The organism is Rosenbergiella epipactidis, assembly GCF_018494055.1.
In the GTDB taxonomy this organism is placed as follows: Bacteria; Pseudomonadota; Gammaproteobacteria; order Enterobacterales; family Enterobacteriaceae; genus Rosenbergiella; species Rosenbergiella epipactidis.
The window spans coordinates 431,411-451,635 of record NZ_JABBFQ010000003.1; the positions used below are offsets into that span (position 1 = coordinate 431,411).

At 47.4% G+C, this 20,225-nt stretch carries 20 protein-coding genes and 1 tRNA gene; 11 read left to right on the forward strand and 10 right to left on the reverse strand.

All coding sequences use genetic code 11. From position 1 onward, the window contains the following. Window positions 1–99: 99 nt before the first annotated feature. From HGT71_RS07710 to HGT71_RS07720, 3 genes are all read left to right on the forward strand, one after another. Window positions 100–915 carry a hypothetical protein gene (locus HGT71_RS07710; RefSeq protein WP_214217261.1) on the forward strand — a complete coding sequence of 272 codons (816 nt, stop codon included), beginning with the start codon at window positions 100–102 and terminating at the stop codon, window positions 913–915. A gap of 71 nt (window positions 916–986) precedes the next feature. Continuing rightward, window positions 987–2,189 carry a tail fiber domain-containing protein gene (locus HGT71_RS07715; RefSeq protein WP_214217262.1) on the forward strand — a complete coding sequence of 401 codons (1,203 nt, stop codon included), beginning with the start codon at window positions 987–989 and terminating at the stop codon, window positions 2,187–2,189. A gap of 58 nt (window positions 2,190–2,247) precedes the next feature. Next, window positions 2,248–2,544, forward strand: coding sequence for a hypothetical protein (locus HGT71_RS07720; RefSeq protein ID WP_214217263.1), 297 nt, complete (start codon window positions 2,248–2,250; stop codon window positions 2,542–2,544). A 97-nt stretch (window positions 2,545–2,641) separates the two neighbouring features. On the opposite strand, the gene HGT71_RS07725 is transcribed toward HGT71_RS07720, so the two are convergent. The 3 genes from HGT71_RS07725 to HGT71_RS07735 all read right to left on the reverse strand — a co-directional run bounded on the left by HGT71_RS07725 (window position 2,642) and on the right by HGT71_RS07735 (window position 4,789). Continuing rightward, window positions 2,642–2,718, reverse strand: a tRNA-Pro gene (locus HGT71_RS07725). Between the two features lie 71 nt (window positions 2,719–2,789). Beyond that, window positions 2,790–4,544 carry an LPS biosynthesis-modulating metalloenzyme YejM gene (gene yejM / locus HGT71_RS07730; RefSeq protein WP_214217264.1) on the reverse strand — a complete coding sequence of 585 codons (1,755 nt, stop codon included), beginning with the start codon at window positions 4,542–4,544 and terminating at the stop codon, window positions 2,790–2,792. 17 nt (window positions 4,545–4,561) lie between these two features. Continuing rightward, window positions 4,562–4,789 carry a YejL family protein gene (locus HGT71_RS07735; protein WP_048912285.1) on the reverse strand — a complete coding sequence of 76 codons (228 nt, stop codon included), beginning with the start codon at window positions 4,787–4,789 and terminating at the stop codon, window positions 4,562–4,564. Between the two features lie 224 nt (window positions 4,790–5,013). Between HGT71_RS07735 and yejK the strand changes: the two genes are divergently transcribed. Further along, on the forward strand, window positions 5,014–6,018 hold the full coding sequence (gene yejK / locus HGT71_RS07740) for a nucleoid-associated protein YejK (RefSeq protein ID WP_214217265.1): 1,005 nt from the start codon (window positions 5,014–5,016) through the stop codon (window positions 6,016–6,018). A 44-nt stretch (window positions 6,019–6,062) separates the two neighbouring features. On the opposite strand, the gene rplY is transcribed toward yejK, so the two are convergent. Continuing rightward, window positions 6,063–6,347 (reverse strand): 50S ribosomal protein L25, encoded by a 285-nt coding sequence (rplY, locus tag HGT71_RS07745; protein WP_048912283.1) that lies wholly within the window; start codon window positions 6,345–6,347, stop codon window positions 6,063–6,065. Between the two features lie 121 nt (window positions 6,348–6,468). Further along, a complete protein-coding gene (gene radD / locus HGT71_RS07750) occupies window positions 6,469–8,220 on the reverse strand; it encodes a DNA repair helicase RadD (RefSeq protein ID WP_214217266.1) in 1,752 nt (583 codons plus the stop codon). A 107-nt stretch (window positions 8,221–8,327) separates the two neighbouring features. Between radD and rsuA the strand changes: the two genes are divergently transcribed. Further along, window positions 8,328–9,053: a 16S rRNA pseudouridine(516) synthase RsuA gene (rsuA, locus tag HGT71_RS07755; protein ID WP_214217267.1), complete on the forward strand. Its 726-nt coding sequence runs from the start codon at window positions 8,328–8,330 to the stop codon at window positions 9,051–9,053. Window positions 9,054–9,124: 71 nt separating this feature from the next. Here rsuA and mepS read toward each other — a convergent pair whose 3' ends face one another. From mepS to yeiP, 3 genes are all read right to left on the reverse strand, one after another. Next, window positions 9,125–9,697 carry a bifunctional murein DD-endopeptidase/murein LD-carboxypeptidase gene (mepS, locus tag HGT71_RS07760; RefSeq protein WP_062814725.1) on the reverse strand — a complete coding sequence of 191 codons (573 nt, stop codon included), beginning with the start codon at window positions 9,695–9,697 and terminating at the stop codon, window positions 9,125–9,127. Between the two features lie 326 nt (window positions 9,698–10,023). Further along, window positions 10,024–10,716: a phosphatase PAP2 family protein gene (locus HGT71_RS07765; RefSeq protein WP_214217268.1), complete on the reverse strand. Its 693-nt coding sequence runs from the start codon at window positions 10,714–10,716 to the stop codon at window positions 10,024–10,026. A gap of 19 nt (window positions 10,717–10,735) precedes the next feature. Further along, window positions 10,736–11,308 (reverse strand): elongation factor P-like protein YeiP, encoded by a 573-nt coding sequence (yeiP, locus tag HGT71_RS07770; protein WP_214217269.1) that lies wholly within the window; start codon window positions 11,306–11,308, stop codon window positions 10,736–10,738. Between the two features lie 197 nt (window positions 11,309–11,505). Between yeiP and HGT71_RS07775 the strand changes: the two genes are divergently transcribed. The 4 genes from HGT71_RS07775 to fruA all read left to right on the forward strand — a co-directional run bounded on the left by HGT71_RS07775 (window position 11,506) and on the right by fruA (window position 15,683). Next, a complete protein-coding gene (locus HGT71_RS07775) occupies window positions 11,506–11,763 on the forward strand; it encodes a YkgJ family cysteine cluster protein (RefSeq protein ID WP_214217270.1) in 258 nt (85 codons plus the stop codon). Window positions 11,764–11,898: 135 nt separating this feature from the next. Then, window positions 11,899–13,032 carry a fused PTS fructose transporter subunit IIA/HPr protein gene (gene fruB, locus HGT71_RS07780; protein WP_214217271.1) on the forward strand — a complete coding sequence of 378 codons (1,134 nt, stop codon included), beginning with the start codon at window positions 11,899–11,901 and terminating at the stop codon, window positions 13,030–13,032. Next, on the forward strand, window positions 13,029–13,976 hold the full coding sequence (gene fruK, locus HGT71_RS07785) for a 1-phosphofructokinase (protein ID WP_214217272.1): 948 nt from the start codon (window positions 13,029–13,031) through the stop codon (window positions 13,974–13,976). Before fruB ends, fruK begins: the two co-directional genes overlap by 4 nt. Before the next feature lie 12 nt (window positions 13,977–13,988). Next, complete coding sequence (fruA, locus tag HGT71_RS07790; protein ID WP_214217273.1) at window positions 13,989–15,683, forward strand: PTS fructose transporter subunit IIBC; 1,695 nt, start codon at window positions 13,989–13,991, stop codon at window positions 15,681–15,683. Between the two features lie 64 nt (window positions 15,684–15,747). On the opposite strand, the gene nfo is transcribed toward fruA, so the two are convergent. Then, window positions 15,748–16,587, reverse strand: a complete 840-nt coding sequence (nfo, locus tag HGT71_RS07795) for a deoxyribonuclease IV (protein ID WP_214217274.1) — start codon at window positions 16,585–16,587, stop codon at window positions 15,748–15,750. Window positions 16,588–16,738: 151 nt separating this feature from the next. Between nfo and yieE the strand changes: the two genes are divergently transcribed. Continuing rightward, complete coding sequence (gene yieE / locus HGT71_RS07800) at window positions 16,739–17,614, forward strand: DNA-binding transcriptional regulator YeiE (RefSeq protein WP_048912273.1); 876 nt, start codon at window positions 16,739–16,741, stop codon at window positions 17,612–17,614. Between the two features lie 120 nt (window positions 17,615–17,734). Continuing rightward, window positions 17,735–19,219, forward strand: a complete 1,485-nt coding sequence (locus HGT71_RS07805; RefSeq protein WP_214217275.1) for an amino acid permease — start codon at window positions 17,735–17,737, stop codon at window positions 19,217–19,219. Between the two features lie 33 nt (window positions 19,220–19,252). Here the strand turns inward: HGT71_RS07805 and ptrR are convergent, their stop codons facing one another. Next, window positions 19,253–20,119 carry a putrescine utilization regulator PtrR gene (ptrR, locus tag HGT71_RS07810; RefSeq protein ID WP_214217276.1) on the reverse strand — a complete coding sequence of 289 codons (867 nt, stop codon included), beginning with the start codon at window positions 20,117–20,119 and terminating at the stop codon, window positions 19,253–19,255. Between the last annotated feature and the right edge of the window lie 106 nt (window positions 20,120–20,225).

A 20,225-nucleotide genomic window follows, 5' to 3' on the forward strand; every position in this document is an offset into this window, starting at 1 on the left:
GCAACTCTATCTCACTCACATGGCGTTGGGAAAATCTGTCGTGTATTGATGAGTTGAATGATTCAACCTCAGACCTTATTGCGGTTTATGGAGTTTATAATGGCTAATTATGGAGCGAATATTTATAACTCTAAGGGCTATAAAATAGCGGGTATAGGGGTAGATATTCCTTTTACATTGAGGTCGTCAGGACAGATAACTGATGCAAATTTTACCAATTTTGACTCGGGGGTTGTTAACCCAGGTGGGGACGTAAGAGGGACGATATCTGTAGCTAGACCGGCAACAGAAGGATTCAATTCACCTATTATATTCTTCAAGCCAATTAACTCGACAAGTCGAGTTGGAGTCACTTCACTTGGCGGCATACAAGATAGAAGCCATAAAGACCATTGGCTGATATTTAAATGGTCAAATCTTTCTATCACTGGCCTTCAGTACTATATCTTCGATAGGTGGAATAATCCAACTACTGGTGACTATGGTATGCGTATAAGGGATGAGAAAAACACCTTAACATTTGACTCTAATTGGCCTCTAATGGATTTAAGGGATGTGATATGGATGGAGACGGGCTTTCCAAACTGGGGCACAATTTCTGGGGAGTCAAACGTTACCAATATCTCAACTAAAGCCACAGGAGATTTGGCTTTATCAATACCAAACCCAAGAACCTACGCTTCAACTAGTTATGTATATTACACCGAGACTGGATGGGTGAATGGAAGTAATGTTCAAGTCTCTGTAGTTCCCTTTAGGATTAGTAGCGGTGGCGTTGGCAATCAGAATAACACTTATCTTAGAAGCTCAAGGACACAGTTGATGATTGCTAACGTTGCTCACCTCCCCAAGACATACAACCCAATCTCGTTCAGGGCGATATCTAGTTATGATTCAGCACAAATAGGTGGGTGATTTTTCGCCCAAGCATATGACAACTAACCCGCTTCGGCGGGTTTTTTATTACCTAAATTCAGGAGCCACATATGGCAGCAACTGGCACTATATCGCTTAACGCAAACTCACTTACAGTCACTGGCTCAGGCACTAAATTCACCACAGAAGCACAGGTGGGCGGGGCGCTTGTAACCAATATCGGCAATGTTCCTTACACCTTTGTGATAGGCGCAATTAACAGTGATACCTCGATTACCCTTACAGCTAATTATCAAGGCAGCAAAGTATCAGGGCAGTCATTCTCATTAATCGATCGCGGTGCATACACTGCCATTACCGCAGAACTAGGAGCAAGAACTGCGCAGGCTATAAGAGGACTTAATTACGACAAGGCAAACTGGCAGCAGATTTTGACTGGATCGGGAAATGTGACAGTTAACGTTCCAGATGGAAGCCAGTACACGGGGCCATCTTGGTTGTCGTTGGAAAACTCACTGAAAGATAAAGCTTCCAATGTGGATTTAGAAAAGGGGTTGAAAGGGAAGTTGAGTTTAAGCGGTGGAACATTGACTGGGGCACTACAAACCCTCGGCATAGAAATGCTGGGTAATACACCGTTTATCGATTTTCACTATAATAATGACTCTAGTGACTTTAACGTAAGATTAATAAACGATGCTACTGGTCTTCTTACGCTAAACGGAAATTTTAGAATTTTGAATTCTTTATATTTCGGAAGCTCTTCTCAAACTAGCATCCGTTATGCTGGTGGCTATCTTATTTTTGATGGTGGGCCAGCCTTTGCTGTCCACGGTTACAGATGTGTGGCAGGAAGAGGAGGTGCGTCTGGGTCAAATTCATTCAATTATTTTTGGACAGGAGGTGCTCTACAAGTCTGGATAGACACAACAAACATTGGAACAATGGCATTAAATGCTAACTCAGATAAAGGGTTAAAGAAAAATATTGAATATTTGGGGGCCGAAGCGATACCGAGTGCACTAGAAGAAGTTAACCAATGGAAGCCGGCCACCTTTAAATATAAGGAAAGAGGAATAATCCCGGAATCCGACAATAAGCTTGGTTTTGTAGCTAATGATTTAGTTGCTGTCTCTCCAGCTTGTGTGACGGGGAAGGGGCTGCCTGATGATTATGACATTGAGAGCGATCCAAATGACCCTGATGCTTATCAGCTTGACCAGGTTGCAATGATTGCCAAACTAACGATGGCCGTTCAGGAGTTAACGGCTAAAGTTGAAACGTTAGAAAAAAGTAATTCTCAGGCGACTTAAATCTTAATACTAGTCCATCTACTACAATTAGAATATTCCATATTGTAGAGAGGTAGCCATGGCCTTCCCATCCCCCGCAATAGATTACGTTGAAGCACGACTTACACCTAATTCACTCATGCACATTAATCAATCTTCCATCGTTATTCCGACCGATGAAGGATGGGCTGTGGCCGAGCCGGGCTATAAGGTGACGAAGGGCAGAACTGTTTTGCTCGATGTAAACGGTAAGCTGATGTTTGCCGAAGTGGGGTATGGGAAATTCAAAACTAACGATGGCATTATTGAGGGTAACGATCTTGATGATGCCAGAGTGTTAGGCGTGGTGACTTTTATGGTTAAAAGTCTCGATTGAGGTAGTACTTTTACCAGACTTTTACCATCTTTTTACCCTTGGTAAATCACAGCCATAAAAAAAGCAGCCGTAAGTGGCTGCTTTTCTTTGGGATTTTTGGTCGGCACGAGAGGATTTGAACCTCCGACCCCTGACACCCCATGACAGTGCGCTACCAGGCTGCGCTACGTGCCGACGACTCAAATAATAGTACCGCAGTTTTAGAGAAAATCAATATGTCACTGATCTGACTGGTTTATTAATAATCAATTTGCGATAAAACGCTTCTCTTCGGTCAGTACTTGCAGCAGTAATCCTAGCTCAGGCGTCTCATCATGTAATCGGCGACCTTTCACATCATAGCTGCTGTACTGACCATTGGTATTCAACACAATAGAGCGTGTGGGCGTGGTAATAATCAGATGATTATCCTCACTGCTGGTGACCCAATTATTGCGTCCTTGCGCGGTGAAGAGATCGCGTCCTTGGGTATAGTCATAACTAGGCGTCGTCACATTTAACAGACGCTGCATAATGGTCGCCATAATATCCTGATGGTCAGTGAGATAATCAATCGACTGCGCAGGGGTATTCGGCCAATGGATCACCAGTGGCACATGCAATACGCTACGGCGACTTTCTGATGTGCCGCCAGGTGTTAGCGACAGCCCATGGGCGCCGGTAATCACTACAACGGTATTGTTCAAGGCGTGAGACTGTTCAAGCTCATTTAAGATAGCAGCAAGCTGTTGATCAGTCGTCGCGGAGTTTTGCTGATAGGTTTGGCTACGTTGACCCTCAGTCGCATTGCTTGTCGCGGCCCCTTGCAGTGACACCCACGAGAACCAAGGTTGTGTCGTGTTTTGTTGTTGGCTATACCAATTATGCCATTGCTCAACCGTTTGGCTATCGGACTGACGATGCTGTAACGGAATGGTGTAGTCGGTTAACAGGGCTTGGCGATAAAAAGGCTGCTTGAATCCATCGGTTGAGAACAAACCAAATTGATAGTGGCGATTAGCCAGCGTTGTCAGCAAGCTTGAAGGTGTTCTCGAGGCGAGGACTCCTTCTAAATAGGTTGAGGAAATGCCATAAAAGAGTCCGAATAGTCCATTCTCGCTACTCGGCCCGGAACTGTAATGCTGAGTGAAATTAATATTCTGCTGCGCAAAATTACCCAGCGTAGGGTAGGCCTTGCTGACGGCTTGACTGCTTAAATTATCGATGGTGATAACCAGTAAATTATAACCTGAGGCTTTTGGCGCAACGGTGATCTCATTTAAGGGGTATGCCAGCGACAGCGCATCCGGTTCGCCTTGTTGAATCAGACGACGTTGGTAATCTTCTGAGTCGAGTAGACCATGCTTCTCTAAGAAACGCCGTGCAGTCATAGGGTAAGAGAGCGGTAAATTACTTTTCTGCATGGTAATCGGGCGATAAAAATTCGCATCTGCCCAGATGTACATAATGTGACTGGCGAAAAAGGTTGCGATAAACAGCACGACAAAAGGCCGAGCATAGTGGTGACGATTAAGGCTACGGAGCTTCTGCCAGCTCCATGTCGCGAACAGGAGTTCGGCTAAGAAAATAATCGGGGCGGCAATAAACATCAATTGCCAATCACGCGTCAGTTCGCTCTGTTCGGGATTGATTACCAATTGCCAAACGATAGGGTTTAAATGGAGATGGAAACGTTGGAATACCGCGCCATCAATCAATAGCAAGGTTAACCCGCAGGTAGCAATAATCGAGGCAATGACACTTAAGAGTCGCTGCGATCGAATAAAAAAGGTAATGGGGAAGAGTATCAGCAGGTAGAGGGCGAAGACGATAAAGCTGAAATGACCTAACCAACTGCAATAGGCATAAATACGACCAGCGAGCGACGCTGGCCAATCGTTGATCAATAGGTAACGACTGCCAAGCACCAAGGCCAACAAAATATTAAATAGGGCAAACCAATGCCCCCAGCTAATCATGCTGGAAACTTTTTCGCGATACTGTGGTTGGTGATTGGCCATAAACGTCGTTTTAATGATTAGTGAGCCGAATCTTCGCTGACTGAGGCTTCGAGAGCCGCAGCGAAGGAGCGAGCCAACGCATGGCGCTGAGCAGGTGAAACACTGGAATTAATTAAATTCGTCACCATATTACCGAGCACCATCAACGAGAGATCGGTAGGGGCCTTATCCATTTCAAGGACTTTAGAAAGCTCATCGAGAAGCTTCTCGACGCGGGAATCACTATAACGAGATAACTGTGGCATAGTATCAACTAATATCATTGTAAAAAGTAGCTATTCTACTGTAAAACAGGGTTTATATCTGCAATTTTTCATCAGGATTTACTCAGTAAATGCTGAAAACTGTGTCAGTTTATCTACTCGCCAAGCGCTGATGAACGAAATTCCCATCTTAAGCTTAGCAAATCTCATTGTCAGGTCGAGACCTGCGTGATTCAATAGTGCATCATTCGTTTAGGGAGTTATCTATGAGTCTGGATATTGACCAGATTGTGGTTCATCAGCTAATTAAGCGTGATGAGGACGAGTTATCGCTTATTTTACGTGATTCATTATTGTCGCCAACCCACGAAGTTGAAGTGATGTTGGAAGAGTTACACCGTGTTTATAGCGCGAAGAATAAAGCTTATGGCTTGTTTAATGAAGAGAGTGAATTGCGCGATACGTTACGCGAATGTCGCGGTGGCCAACAAGACTTCCTCGCTTTCACTCGCGCGGCTACCGGTCGCTTACGGGACGAGCTAGCTAAATATCCTTTTGCTGAAGGCGGCATTGTTCTCTTTGCCCAATACCGATATTTGGCGGTTGAATACCTATTGATTTCTGTTCTAAACAGTCAATCAAGCATGCGTGTTAATGAGGCATTAGAAATTAGTATGACCCATTATCTCGATATTAATCACGCCGATATCGTGGCGCGAATCGATTTAACTGAATGGGAAACTCAACCCGATTCAACGCGTTACCTGACTTTCCTACGAGGTCGAGTAGGGCGTAAAGTTTCCGATTTCTTTATGGATTTCTTAGGTGCGAGCCAAGGATTGGATGCTAAGGCGCAAAACAGAACATTATTGCAGGCGGTGGATGACTACTGTGAAGAGGTGAGCCTCGATAAACAATCTCGTCAGGAGTATCGCCAACAGGTTCATCAATATTGCAGTGACCAATTAAAATCAGGTGACGAGATCACCATTACTGAACTGTCACATCAGTTACCAGAAGTGAATGAGCAAAGCTTTGTCGGTTTCACCGAGCAGCAAGGCTACGAATTTGAAGAGAGTTTTCCTGCGGATCGCTCGACATTACGTCAGTTGACCAAATTTTCAGGGAGTGGGGGGGGATTAACGATGAATTTCGATGCGTTATTACTTAACGAACGTATTTTCTGGGATCCCACGACCGATACGCTGACGATTAAAGGGACGCCCCCTAATCTGCGCGATCAATTACAGCGTCGATTAAAAGAAGAGTAAAAAAAACGCCGCGAAAGCGGCGTTTTTTATTTCGGCTTCAGCAATTACGCGCGAACGAAGTCGATGTGGTGCAGTTTTGGCTTGAACGGGTGACGTTGAACAGCCTGAACTTTGACTTTAGTTTCTTTACCGTCGATAACCAGAGTCAGAACGTCAGTGTAGAATTCTGGCTTGGTTTGCAGGTTGTTAACGAAATCGTGATCTAAAACTACAGATGTAGCAGCTTCATTTCCGCCATAAACGATGGCTGGGAATTTGTTAGCTAAACGCAGACGGCGGCTCGCACCCTTACCCTGCTCTGTACGGACTTGTGCTTCGATAGTGAACATAATTTTTCTCTTAGAGTAATTCCGCTACAGGCGACCCAGCAACGGAAGGATTATTCAATGACGCTTTATTGAGATAAAGCGCGCGGCATTATAGCGGGTAACGGGGGGCAGGGCAAATAATCTAACTCGCGGACGTTGCACGCCGAAATCTGCCTTGGTAATCGAAGACTTTGTGACGAATTTTCCAAAAGGTTTTTTGGCGATGTGCCACGACAAAATCGGGGTGCCGTAAAAGGGCCTGTTGGGCAATAATATCACTCGCCGACTGCCATAAGAAAGGAACCCCTGGTGCACGGCTGTGCAAACGAAGGAACTGTTGTTCAAAGACATGACGCTGGGCAGGGGAGTGCAGTCGGAAGGTTTCAGGTACCTCAGCACCATCCTCATCCATATAGGTTATGCGTAACCACTCACCTTTTGCATCTTGCCCGGTATGAAATTGCATGCCTGTGCAGCGTAGGACCGTTGCGTCGCGCAGTTTAAGCGCTGCTTTTAACATATCATCAGGATCGACCAGAACCGCGTCACATTGTTGACAGACTTTGGCTGCAATATCGTTTTCGGCATTACAGTGGGGGCAGGATTTAAAGCGAAAGCGAAAATCACACTGTTGAGGGCTACCGGCGACCTCAACTATTCCCTGGCAACGACGGCCAAAGTGTTCGATAACCGTGCCATCATCGAGGGCTTTCCCCCAAAAAATATTCGCAAACTGACACTGTGGGCAAAAAACTTGTACAGGCTGATTCTCGCTATCTCCCTGAGGGCTACCAATTTCGGGGAGATAGAGGTCGTAATCATTTCCGGCATAATCAAGGATGGCACAGGCGGTTTTACCGGGATACAGACGCAGTCCACGACCAATGATTTGTTGATAAAGACTGACCGATTCAGTCGGCCTAAGGATAGCAATTAAATCGACATGCGGCGCATCGAATCCGGTCGTTAATACCGCTACATTCACCAAGTAGGTAATCTGTTGTGAAGTAAAGCGCTGTAAAATATCGTCACGCTCAGCGCTGGGGGTCATCCCAGAGACTAACGCGCTTTCAGCGGGTAAATAACTGAGGATCTCTTGCGCATGACGCACCGTCGCGGCAAAAATCATGACGCCACGACAGCCGGCAGCATGCTGAATAATTTCGGCAACGATGGAAGGCGTGACACGTTTTTGTTGCGATAAACTTAAATTCAACGCTTTTTCTGGGAAAAGCCCTTGTTGATTAGCGACCAGTGCCGAAAAATCATAACGCAAGATGGGCATATCCAAGCGTTTTGGCTCTACAAGATAGCCATGCTTAATCATATAACGCAGCGGCAGTTCGTAAATACACTTATAAAACAAGGCATCCTCGGTGCCACGTACCATGCCATGATAATGAAAGTGGTATATCCATCCCTTGCCTAACCGAAAGGGCGTGGCGGTCAATCCCAATAGGCGAAGTTGTGGATTACGCTGGGTCAGATAATCGAGGATTTGTTGGTATTGACTTTGGTCGTTGTCACCAATGCGGTGGCATTCATCAACGATAATCAAGGAGAAGGCTGCATCGAATTGGTCAAGATGGCGAGCAACCGACTGAACGCTACCGAACACCACCTTACTCTGACTCTGTTTTTGCGCCAATCCTGCAGAAAAAATATCGGCGTTTAAGCCCAACGCCTGATATTTGGCATGATTCTGCCTAACCAACTCTTTTACATGCGCTAACACGAGAACGCGACCCCGTGCGATACGCGCTAATTCGGCGATCACCAAACTTTTTCCAGCACCCGTGGGTAAAACAATCACCGCGGGGCGTCGTTCTTGGCGGAAATAGTGTACGGCAGCCTCAACGGCTTCTTGTTGATAGGGGCGTAGGGTAAAACTCATCGGTTATGAACTCGATTACAAGCAGGGTTACACACTGACAGTTGGTGTCGCTTCGGGGTATACTAGCATAAATCACTCTATAAACTTCCTAATAGGCTTACAGATCCATGCGACTCGATAAATTTATCTCCCAACAACTCGAAATTAGCCGTGCCATTGCAGGCCGTGAAATTCGAGCACGTAACGTCACAGTCGATGGAGAGGTGGTACGTGAAGCGGCGTTCAAAGTATTGCCAGAACATGAAGTGGCTTACGATGGTAACGTGCTGCATCAACAGCATGGCCCCCGCTATTTTATGTTGAATAAGCCTGTTGGCTATGTGTGCGCGACGGAAGATGAGCAGCATCCGACTATTCTCTATTTTATCGAAGAGCCTATGGCATGGAAGTTACATGCAGCAGGGCGACTCGATATCGATACGACCGGTCTGGTGCTATTAACCGATGATGGGCAATGGTCACACCGTATCACTTCGCCACGCCACCACTGCGAAAAAACTTATCATGTCACCTTAGCCGAAGCAGCAGATCCTGCATTAATAACGCGTTTTGCACAGGGGATAATGTTACAAGGTGAATCTGCACCGACCAAACCGGCTACGCTGGAAATTCTGGACAATAACCAGGCGAGAGTCACGTTGAGTGAAGGGCGTTATCATCAAGTCAAAAGAATGTTTGCCGCATGCGGTAACCACGTGGAAGCGTTACATCGTGAACGTGTCGGTGAAATTGCACTCGATGAAGACTTGGCACCAGGAGAGTATCGCGAGTTAACGCAACAAGAAATTCTGAGTATTAACTTGCCACCAGAGTTACAACAACCACTGGTCTAAATTACGGAAATAAAAAAACGCTGCGAAGGACAGCGTTTTTTTTGGCGAACATTTGTCAGACCTTATGAAAATTAACTGTGTGAGTTGCTCAGAACTCGGCGTGCTTCGCGGTAGCGAGCTTTCCAATAATTGTCATTAAGGTTTGAAATCATGACTCCACTGCTTGTTGAAGCATGAACAAAATCGTTGTTGCCTAAGTAAATACCAACGTGACGTCCCGTAGAACCGGAGCGGAACAACACTAAATCACCGGGGCGAAGCTTACTTTTATTAATGAAACGTCCGGTATCTTGCTGGTCTGCGGTTGAACGAGGCAGCGATAAGCCAAACTGTTCACGGAAAGTGCGTTGCACGAAAGCAGAACAATCGATGCCGCGACGGGACTCACCGCCCATGCGATAACGAACACCTTTCCAACTCGCATATTGATTCATAATTTTCGATTTAATATCAACATTATGAACCAGTTCTTCAAATTGATCCTGAGAAGCTTGAAGTAAAAAACCATTCCGGTTGTTAACGTCATGTTTCTCTAAATTCGCTGTGGTAGTTGGGTGGCTACTACATGCACTTAGCAGCGTTGCTAAGGCAATTGCTGGAACAGCCCGCCACAAGTATCTCACAAATGGTTGAGATTTGACCATATTAAGCAGTTTCCTTCGATGTCCTTACGACAAATACGTCGTTCGCCAATGAACAGATTAAGAGATTATCAGAGATTATCAAGAAGACAATTTATGAATTATATCTAGATGTAAATATCTTTGACACTCATTTAAGCTGAAGCCCCTTATAACAAGGGCTAAGCGTTATTTGAGATTACCGTAGAAAATGTAAACTGGCGAGAGTTTTTAAGATTTTTTTTGATCTTAATAGGAAAAATGTCTGGTAAGCCTATTTTTAATAGAATTCATAAAGAATATCCGGGGAGGATTCCCCCCGGGGAAGGGTAAAATAAGCCGTGTAATTATTAAACACCGGGTAATTTACGATAGATCTTATCAATCAGAATATCAGTGAGCGGCGTTAATAAACACCAGCTCATCCCCACTAATACAACAGAAAGCGATCCGACTGAAATATCGGTAAACCAGTGAGCACCCACCATTACGCGCGGTAATGCGAAAACACCCAGAATAATCAGCCCGACAACAAAGGCCTTGCGGCCAAAGTAACGCCCCATAAAGCAGGCATAAATCATAAGCATCATCCCGTGATCCCCGGGAAAGCTGTCAGCTGAACCATCTTTGGTGTGGATTCCCGTGAGCAGCCCTGCACGTTGTGCATCCGCAAAGAACAGCGAAGGGCTACGATGGCTGACGGGAATAAGGTGGCCGAGTTGATTAAGCACCACTGCGGTAATCAGCATCGTAATCCCCAAGGCTAACATCCACATCCGGCCTTTATGATCTTTTTGCCGCCAGAAAGAATAGAAGTAGGCTGCCATCGCGAGAAACGAAACGATATCAAAGCCACGATAATTGGTGATAGCCACAAATACGGCAAAGGCATGGGATTTCACCATTTCATGGTTAAAACTGTAGAAAATCGATTTATCTAATGAAAACCAGAAACCATGATTGACCGGTAGATACCATGAAAAAAACAGGCAAAGACCGAGCAAATTCAATACGATTATCGCTGGAAAATTAGACTGGCGCATAGTCTGCTCCCTGTAAGGATTAATCGGCACGACTCATATAACGACGTTCAGGGATATGAACGCGGATCTTATCGCCATTACTTAAGTACTCTGGCACTTGAACGGTTAACCCAGTGGAGAGTGCTGCCGCTTTTGTTCGGGCGCTGGCTGAGGCGCCTTTAATGCCAGGGACCGTGTCTACAATCACCAAATCCACGGTTTGAGGCAGTTCTAAGGCTAATACTTGATCGTCCATCAGTAAGACTTGCATACCCGGCAGACCCGCTTCAGGAATGAAGAGTAGCTCTTCTTCTATTTGCTCGCGGTTGAAGCTATAAGGGGTATAGTCTTCATCGTCCATGAATACATATTCATTTCCATCGGTATAGGAAAAACTCACTGCACGGCGATTCAGCTGGATGCTGTCGATAATATCGTCGCCTTTAAAGCGCTCTTCCACTTTTAATCCACTGCGAATATCGGTAAAGCGCATCTTATATAATGTGGCGGCGCCACGTGCACTAGGACTCTGCACATCGATATCTTTGACTAAAAGTAATTTACCGTTCCAGCTTACCGCCATACCGCGTTTAATTTCATTTGCTTTAGGCATTGAAGAGACCTCAAATAGGATAATTATAATAATGCGGGGAAAATACTCGCCCCCGTGGTTGCATACAAGCAAAATAGTGGTGCACTAGGCATCTTTAGCTAAATTTTTCACATTCATTTAGCTGAAATTTATGTTGCATAATAATGATGACATCCAGATACTCTCAACCATTAACCTTATTTAATGAAAGAGCGTCTATGGAATGCCGTAGCCACTGTGGTGCCTGCTGTATCGCGCCTTCAATCTCTTCACCGATTCCGGGTATGCCTGAGGGCAAGCCAGCCGGTGTTCGCTGTGTGCAATTGGACGATAATAACCTCTGCAAAATCTTTACATCGCCGCTGCGTCCAGCCGTGTGTGGAGGGTTACAACCCCATCCTGATATGTGTGCAACATCACGCGACGAAGCAATGACCTATCTGCTCGAGCTTGACGCGGCGACTGCCCCACACTAGTCCTACCCAACAAATTCGGTAAACGCTGATTTAAATTTTAAATTTGTGCGTTAATTCAAAATTATTAATTTCAATTTTTGATATAAAATGCGCTAATTTAGTTGCTGAAACGATTCAACCTATGTGAGGAAAATTATGTTCCAGCTCGAAGTTCAGGCGATTCATACTGGCGCCTCAGCCACCAATAAAGAAGATGCAATTCGTCACGTTGCGGCGGCACTCGCTAATGCGGGCAATGTGGGTGAGGGCTATGTGAGTGGAATGTTAGCGCGTGAGCAGCAGACCTCCACCTATCTGGGGAACGGCATTGCCATCCCTCACGGCACTACAGATACGCGTGATTTAGTGCTTAACACGGGCGTACAAGTTTTCCAATTTCCGCAGGGAATCGAATGGGGTGCTGATCAAACGGCTTATGTTGTTATTGGTATTGCAGCAAAATCCGATGAGCACCTTGCCTTACTTCGTCAGTTAACTCATGTATTAAGCGATGACAGCATTGCTGAGACGATTAAAACCGCCTCCGCCGAAGAGTTGCGTGCCATTTTAATGGGTGAAAAACAGCCAGCGGAATTTCGATTTGATACCTCACTAATCTCGTTGGGGGTTAACGCGGCTGATCTCATCACATTGCAAGCATTAAATGCTGGGCGACTACAAGCTATTCATGCCGTTACCCCGCAATTTGTTGCCAACACGTTGGCACAGAAACCTTTACACCTCGGTCAAGGCATCTGGTTGCAAGATTGTGCACAGGGTAACCTGTTCAGCGCTGTCGCGGTGAGTCGACCGTCTACAACGGTAACGCTGGAGTCTGGCGAAGCGGTTTCATTATTAATCACCTGTTCCACGGCCGATGAACAGCCACTGACGGTCGTCAGTTACCTCACACAATTGATCGATAATAATCAAGCCTCTGCATTATCCAATGCTGATGCCGCAGGTGTCCTGGCGCTGTTAACCAGCGAAGTGAGTCTGGGCGACGATACTGTCACCGAAGAGTTTGTGATTAAGAATGAACATGGCTTGCATGCCCGTCCAGGCACTGCACTGGTCACGGTGATTAAACAGTACGACTGTGATGTTAGCGTAATTAACCTTGATGGTAGCGGTAAGCCAGCCAATGGCCGTAGTTTAATGAAGGTTGTCGCCTTAGGCGTGAAGAAAGGCCATCGTTTACGCTTTACCACCAGTGGTCCACAAGCTGCTGAAGCAATGAAAGCTATCGGCGAGGCTATCGCCAGTGGATTGGGGGAGGGCGCTGAATGAGCCGCCGTGTTGCCACTATCTCCTTAAATCCCGCCTACGATCTGGTTGGTTTTACGCCAGAGATCGAGCGTGGTGAGGTAAATTTGGTTGAGACCACTGGCCTGCATGCTGCCGGCAAAGGGATCAACGTTGCTAAAGTTTTAAATGATCTTGGGGTGGACGTTACGGTAGGCGGACTGCTAGGACGTGACAACCAAGAGGGCTTCGAACAGTTATTTGCTGAGTTAGGCCTACATAACCGTTTTCAGGTCATTGATGGCCGTACGCGTATTAATATCAAAGTGACTGAAGCAGGTGGCGATGTCACCGACCTCAACTTTTCCGGCTTCAACGTCAGCGAAGAAAATTGGCAGCATTTCAAACAAGACTCGCTTAATTGGCTTGGCGACTTCGATATGGTCTGCGTGAGTGGAAGCTTACCTCAAGGGATCGCCCTTGATGAGTTTACCGACTGGATGAAAGCGCTTCGTCAACAATGTCCATGTTTGGTCTTCGACAGTAGCCGGGCAGCGCTCGATGCAGGATTACTGGCAGGCCCTTGGTTAGTGAAGCCTAATCGCCGGGAATTAGAAATGTGGGCGGGCCGCTCACTGCCTGAACTCAGCGATATTATTGCTGCCGCCCATCAACTGCGTGAGCAAGGGATCAGTCACGTTGTGGTCTCTCTTGGAGCAGAAGGGGCGCTATGGGTTAACGCCTCCGGTGCATGGCTGGCAAAACCTCCTGCGTGTGAAATCGTCAGCACGGTAGGGGCGGGTGATTCCATGGTGGGCGGGCTGATTTACGGCTTACTGATGGGTGAAACCAGCGAACATACCTTAAGGTTAGCGACAGCGGTTGCGGCACTGGCAGTAAGCCAAAGCAACGTTGGCATTACGGACCGCTCAGCCCTTGCGGCGATGATGGCTCGTGTCGAATTACACTCCGTTACCGAACAGCAGTAGAGGAAAGTAAAGATGAAAATTGCATTAATCCCCGATGCATCGTTGGGCTTAGCGTCGGCACAGCTGGTTAAACAAGCCTTCGAAAAGGCGATCAGTGAGCAGTCCGAGTATTCATTAGCGACGGTAGCTGAGGCAGAAACCGTGATTGTTGCAGGAGATCCTGCAGCGGCCGCTTCTCACTTAGCCGGAAAACAGGTCGCGGTCACAGAGAGCCAATCACTGTTGACCGACGCGAAAACCGCCATTGGACAAGCATTAGCTAACGCAACGACTTGGCAAGCCCCAGCGGTGGTCTCCACACCTTCAGTGGCCACGACGTCTGCGGTGAAGAAAATCGTTGCCGTCACCGCCTGCCCAACGGGTGTGGCACATACCTTTATGGCGGCTGAAGCGATAGAAGCGGAAGCGAAAAAGCGCGGATGGCCGGTACGTGTTGAAACCCGTGGTTCTGTCGGTGCCGGTAATCCGATCACCCCAGAAGAAGTGGCTGATGCCGATATTGTCTTTATCGCTGCCGATATTGAAGTTGACTTGGCGAAGTTTGCCGGAAAACCAATGTATCGGACATCCACCGGCCTTGCCCTGAAAAAGACCGCGCAAGAGTTCGATAAAGCGCTGAATGAGGCAAAGCCTTATCATTCAGCCAATGGCTCGGCGCAGGCTGCATCAGGCAGTGCGGGGGATAAAAAAGAGAAATCCGGCGCTTATCGTCACTTGCTTACCGGTGTCTCATTCATGTTACCTATGGTGGTCGCGGGCGGTCTGTGTATCGCATTGTCTTTCGCTTTGGGTATTAACGCCTTTAAAGAACAGGGCACTCTTGCAGCCGCCTTGATGCAAATTGGTGGAACCACGGCATTTGCCCTAATGGTTCCAGTGTTGGCCGGTTACATTGCCTTCTCCATCGCTGACCGCCCAGGCTTAACTCCAGGGCTGATTGGCGGTATGTTAGCCTCCACATTAAGCGCAGGTTTCCTCGGCGGTATCATTGCTGGATTTATTGCGGGCTACACTGCAAAACTGATTAGCGGTAAGTTAAAGCTGCCGCAAAGCATGGAAGCGCTAAAACCCATCTTAATTATTCCGTTGGTGGCAAGTTTAGTAACTGGTCTACTGATGATCTACGTAGTGGGTAAGCCTGTTGCCTTTATCATGGAATCATTAACGCATTGGTTAGGGACCATGGGCACAGCAAACGCAGTCTTATTGGGTGCGGTGCTTGGGGCGATGCAATGTAGTGATATGGGTGGCCCGATAAATAAGGTGGCTTATGCCTTTGGTGTCGGCTTATTAAGTTCTTCTACCTACGGTCCGATGGCAGCCATTATGGCGGCAGGTATGGTCCCGCCTTTAGCAATGGGCTTAGCGACCTTGGTTGCGCGTCGTAAGTTTGCCAAAGCGCAACAAGAGGGTGGTAAGGCCGCGATAGTGCTCGGATTATGTTATATCACCGAAGGAGCCATTCCCTTCGCTGCGCGTGATCCCCTACGGGTATTACCTTGCTGTATCGTAGGCGGCGCGCTGACCGGCGCGATTGCCATGGCAATCGGTTCTAAACTGATGGCACCTCATGGCGGGATCTTCGTGTTCTTAATTCCTGGCGCGATCACTCCGGTACTGGGCTATATCGGTGCCATCTTAGCGGGTGCGATTGTCGCGGGTATTGCTTACGCTATTATCAAGCGTCCTGAGCCAATTACCGCCTAAGACGACGGTATCAAAGAAAAAGGCCGCTCCCTGTAGGGGGCGGCCTTTTTTATTGCACTCACTATTATTGCTGGGCTTGGAGCCAAGCGATCTCTTCTGCCCAAATATCCGGATTAATCGTTTCTAAGATAAGCGGGATATGATCAAAACGCGGATCTTGCATTAACCATTTAAAGGGCGTGTGACCAATATTGCCTTCGCCTAGGCTATCGTGGCGGTCGACGCGGCTATTAAATTGGCTTTTCGCATCATTTAAATGCATTCCTCGTAGGTATTGAAAACCGACGATACGTTCGAAAGCATTAAACGTCTTTTCGCACTCTTCTACAGTACGCAGGTCGTAGCCTGCCGCAAAAGCGTGACAGGTATCGATACAGACGCCCACCCGGGATTTATCCTCAACATGATGGATAATCTCCGCCAGGTGCTCGAATTCAAAGCCAAGGTTACTGCCTTGCCCTGCGGTATTTTCGATAACCGCCGTCACGCCAGAGGTTTTATCCAGAGCAATATTAATCGATTCGGCAATACGTTTTAGGCATTCATCGGTAGAGATTTGCTGAAGATGGCTACCCGGATGGAAATTAAGCAAGGCGATCCCTAAGGACGCGGCACGTTCTAGCTCATCAATAAAAGCGACGCGCGATTTCTCCAAGGCTTCAGCCACGGGATGGCCGAGGTTAATTAAGTAGCTATCGTGTGGCAGAATCTGTTGCGGCCCATAACCGTAGTCGCTGCAAGCCTGACGGAAGAGATCGATAGTCGATTGCGGCAGTGGAGGGGCCTTCCACTGACGCTGATTTTTGGTAAATAGCGCAAAAGCCGTTGCGCCAATATCATGTGCCCGCGTTACCGCATTAAAGACACCGCCTGCAGCACTGACATGCGCTCCAATATATTTCATTATTTATCCCTGACATGATAAGTCGAGTGGTGTGTGCATAAATCATAAATTCGTTCACGATTCTATTATTAATCGGTAAAACTGGTAAACTGTTTACTTTAACTGGTTATGTCAAAGCTTATCACAATAGCAAAGGTCAGGGATTTACCCTATGCATATTACGCTACGCCAACTCGCTGTTTTTACTGAAGTTCTTAAGAGTGGTTCGACCACTCATGCTGCGCAAGTTCTTGCGCTATCTCAATCAGCAGTGAGTGCCTCGTTAACCGATTTAGAGGGTCAACTGGGTGTGCAATTATTCGATCGCGCCGGTAAGCGTTTGATTATTAATGAGCATGGTCGGCTACTCTATCCTCGGGCCATGGCGTTGTTAGATCATGCCAAGGATATTGAACTGTTGTTTAAACAAGGACAGGGTGCTTTATCGCTCGCCGCCAGCAGTACCATAGGCAATTATCTGTTACCTGCAGTGATTGCGGATTATCGCCGCGATTTACCCGATGCCCGATTAGAGCTTACGGTAGGAAACAGTCAAGAAGTGATCGATGCTGTCGCGCACTTCAATGCTGATATCGGATTGATCGAAGGACCTTGTCACCAGCACGATATCGTCAGCCAGCCGTGGTTACAAGATGAACTGGTTATTTTTGCTGCACCGGGTGCGGCGATCTTTAAACAGCCCGTTACGCTAGAGGCGTTAGCCAATGCGCCGTGGATCCTTCGTGAGCAAGGTTCAGGAACCCGCGAACTGGTCGACCACCTGTTACTCAGCAAGCTTAGCCACTATCATGTGACGATGGAATTAGGCAATTCTGAAGCGATCAAACATGCTGTACGTTACGGTATGGGGCTAAGCTGTCTTTCACGGCGTGTTATTGCCGACCTACTAGACAGCGGCTTACTACGCGAAGTGCATGCACCTCTCCCCACCATGACCCGTACCCTTTATTTGATTCAACACCAACAGAAGCAGCGCTCCCGGGCGATAGAACGTTTCTTAACCTACTGCCACCAAGTGGTTGAATAGGGTAAGGCTAATGATCGTTGCGTGATTATGAAGGTAACTTATAACAGTGAAGATAGTGCAACGCGGCTGCACTGCTCTTGTTACAATCGCGCACAATTTTAGCCAGGTGAGTTTTATCCTATGAATTCGAGTTCTTCTCAAACGGGCGCGTCGGGCTTAAAACGCTCGCTCAAAGCTCGTCACCTGACAATGATTGCGATCGGCGGTTCGATTGGAACCGGGTTATTCGTCGCGTCAGGCGCCAGTATTTCTCAAGCCGGACCCGGTGGCGCGTTATTGTCGTATGCAGTAATTGGTTTGATGGTTTACTTTTTAATGACCAGCTTAGGTGAGCTCGCGGCGTACATGCCGGTATCGGGATCGTTCTCCACCTATGGTTCGCAGTACGTTGATGAAGGCTTTGGTTTTGCCCTTGGCTGGAACTATTGGTACAACTGGGCCGTAACCATCGCCGTTGATTTGGTGGCCGCACAGTTAGTTATGGGTTATTGGTTTCCCGATGTGCCGGGCTGGATCTGGAGTGCGTCTTTCCTCGCGGTTATCTTCCTATTAAACGTCATTTCGGTGAAAGGTTTCGGTGAAGCAGAATATTGGTTCTCCTTAATCAAGGTGGTTACTGTCGTGATTTTTATCGCGGTAGGGGTCTTGATGATTGTGGGGATCTTACACGGCGCAGAAAACGCGGGGATCAAAAACTGGCAATTAGGCGATGCTCCGTTTGTCGGCGGATTCCCAGCGATGATTGGCGTGGCGATGATTGTCGGCTTCTCATTCCAAGGCACTGAGCTGATTGGTATCGCAGCGGGCGAGTCAGAAAATCCAGAGAAAAATATTCCCCGTGCGGTACGTCAAGTATTCTGGCGTATCTTACTGTTTTATGTCTTCGCCATTTTAGTGATCAGCTTGATTTTACCTTATACCGACCCGCGTTTATTACGTAATGATGTGGGCGATATCAGTGTCAGTCCTTTCACCCTAGTGTTCCAAAATGCGGGGCTATTATCCGCTGCGGCGGTGATGAACGCTGTGATCTTAACGGCCGTTCTATCGGCGGGTAATTCCGGTATGTATGCCTCGACACGTATGCTCTATACCTTGGCAACCGAAGGTAAAGCCCCGAAGATTTTTGCGGTATTGACCAAAAATGGCGTACCCCGCAATGCCTTGATTGTAACCACGGTGATCGCCGGTCTGTGTTTTCTCTCCTCACGGTTTGGTAACCAAACGGTTTATCTGTGGTTATTGAATACTTCGGGGATGACCGGATTTATCGCATGGTTGGGGATTGCTATCAGCCATTATCGTTTCCGTAAAGGGTATATCGCTCAAGGTTATGATCTGAATGATTTACCTTATCGCTCCGGCTTTTTCCCGTTAGGGCCGATGTTTGCCTTTGGTCTCTGTCTGATTATTACCCTAGGCCAAAACTACCAGGCATTCCTCGTGGATAAGATCGATTGGTATGGTGTGGCGGCGACCTATATTGGTATCCCGCTGTTCTTATTGATCTGGCTGGGCTATCGCATCGTTCGTGGCGGACACATCATTCGCTATCAAGAGATGCACTTCCCACGCTTTAAAGCAGGGAAACGCCTCGACAGCTAATGCCAAGGGCCAGGGCGCGCAATGCCCCTGGTCTTAGTCTGGATAGATTTCCACCATCAATGCACTTAATGCCCTGACATTGGGTGACTCCCCTTCATGACGCCATATCAATCCAGTATGTAAATGACTGATATTATCGGGGAGCTGATGAATGGCGACCCGAGTATGGTCGGTCAGCTTATTTAATAAGGAATGCGGGATCACCGCAAGTCCAGCCCCTCCGGCAACGCAGGCTAACATGGCATGATAAGACTGAATTTCCATAATAGGGCCTGGCGTGACGCCCGCTTGCGCGAACCAGTGTTCTAGGCGATGACGGTAAGAACAGCTACTGCGAAAGGCGAAAAAAGTCTCTCCTATCACATCTTGTGCCACGGTGACCGGTGGATGGGCTGGGTTAGTGATTAAGACCAGGCGATCGCGATAATGGTGACCACATATGACATCGGGACGCGGTGAAGGCTGATCGGTTAAGGCTACGGCTAACTCCCCCTTGACGACGCCATCAAGGATTTCGCCAGAGGTCCCGGTTACCAAGGAAAGCTGCACAGCAGGGTAGCGTTGATGGTAAGCAGAGAGCAATGCCGGTAAGCGGGTGGCTGCAACACTCTCTAGACTGCCGAGCGTTAACGTTCCTGAAGGATCAGCGGAGCGTGAAAGCTGCAAAGCTTCTTCACTTAACTGCAAAATTTTACGGGCATAGTGTAAAAATTCATGACCGATCGGCGAGAGCCTTAACCGCTGTTTTTCACGAATAAACAGCGCGTTACCGACTTCCTCTTCAAGCTGTTTAAGACGGGTGGTGAGGTTAGAGGGCACACGGTGTAACTGTTCTGCTGCCTTAACTATCGAACCGTATTCCGCCACTGCACAAAACATTTTTAACTGAACAAGATCCATTACGTCGCCTTGAGTGTCGATCAAGCCTCTAGTGTAGGAGCAGTTGCCGCGGGACTCAAGCCGTAGCTAAATGCGAACAAATGCTGTAAGGGCTGGATTAACCGCG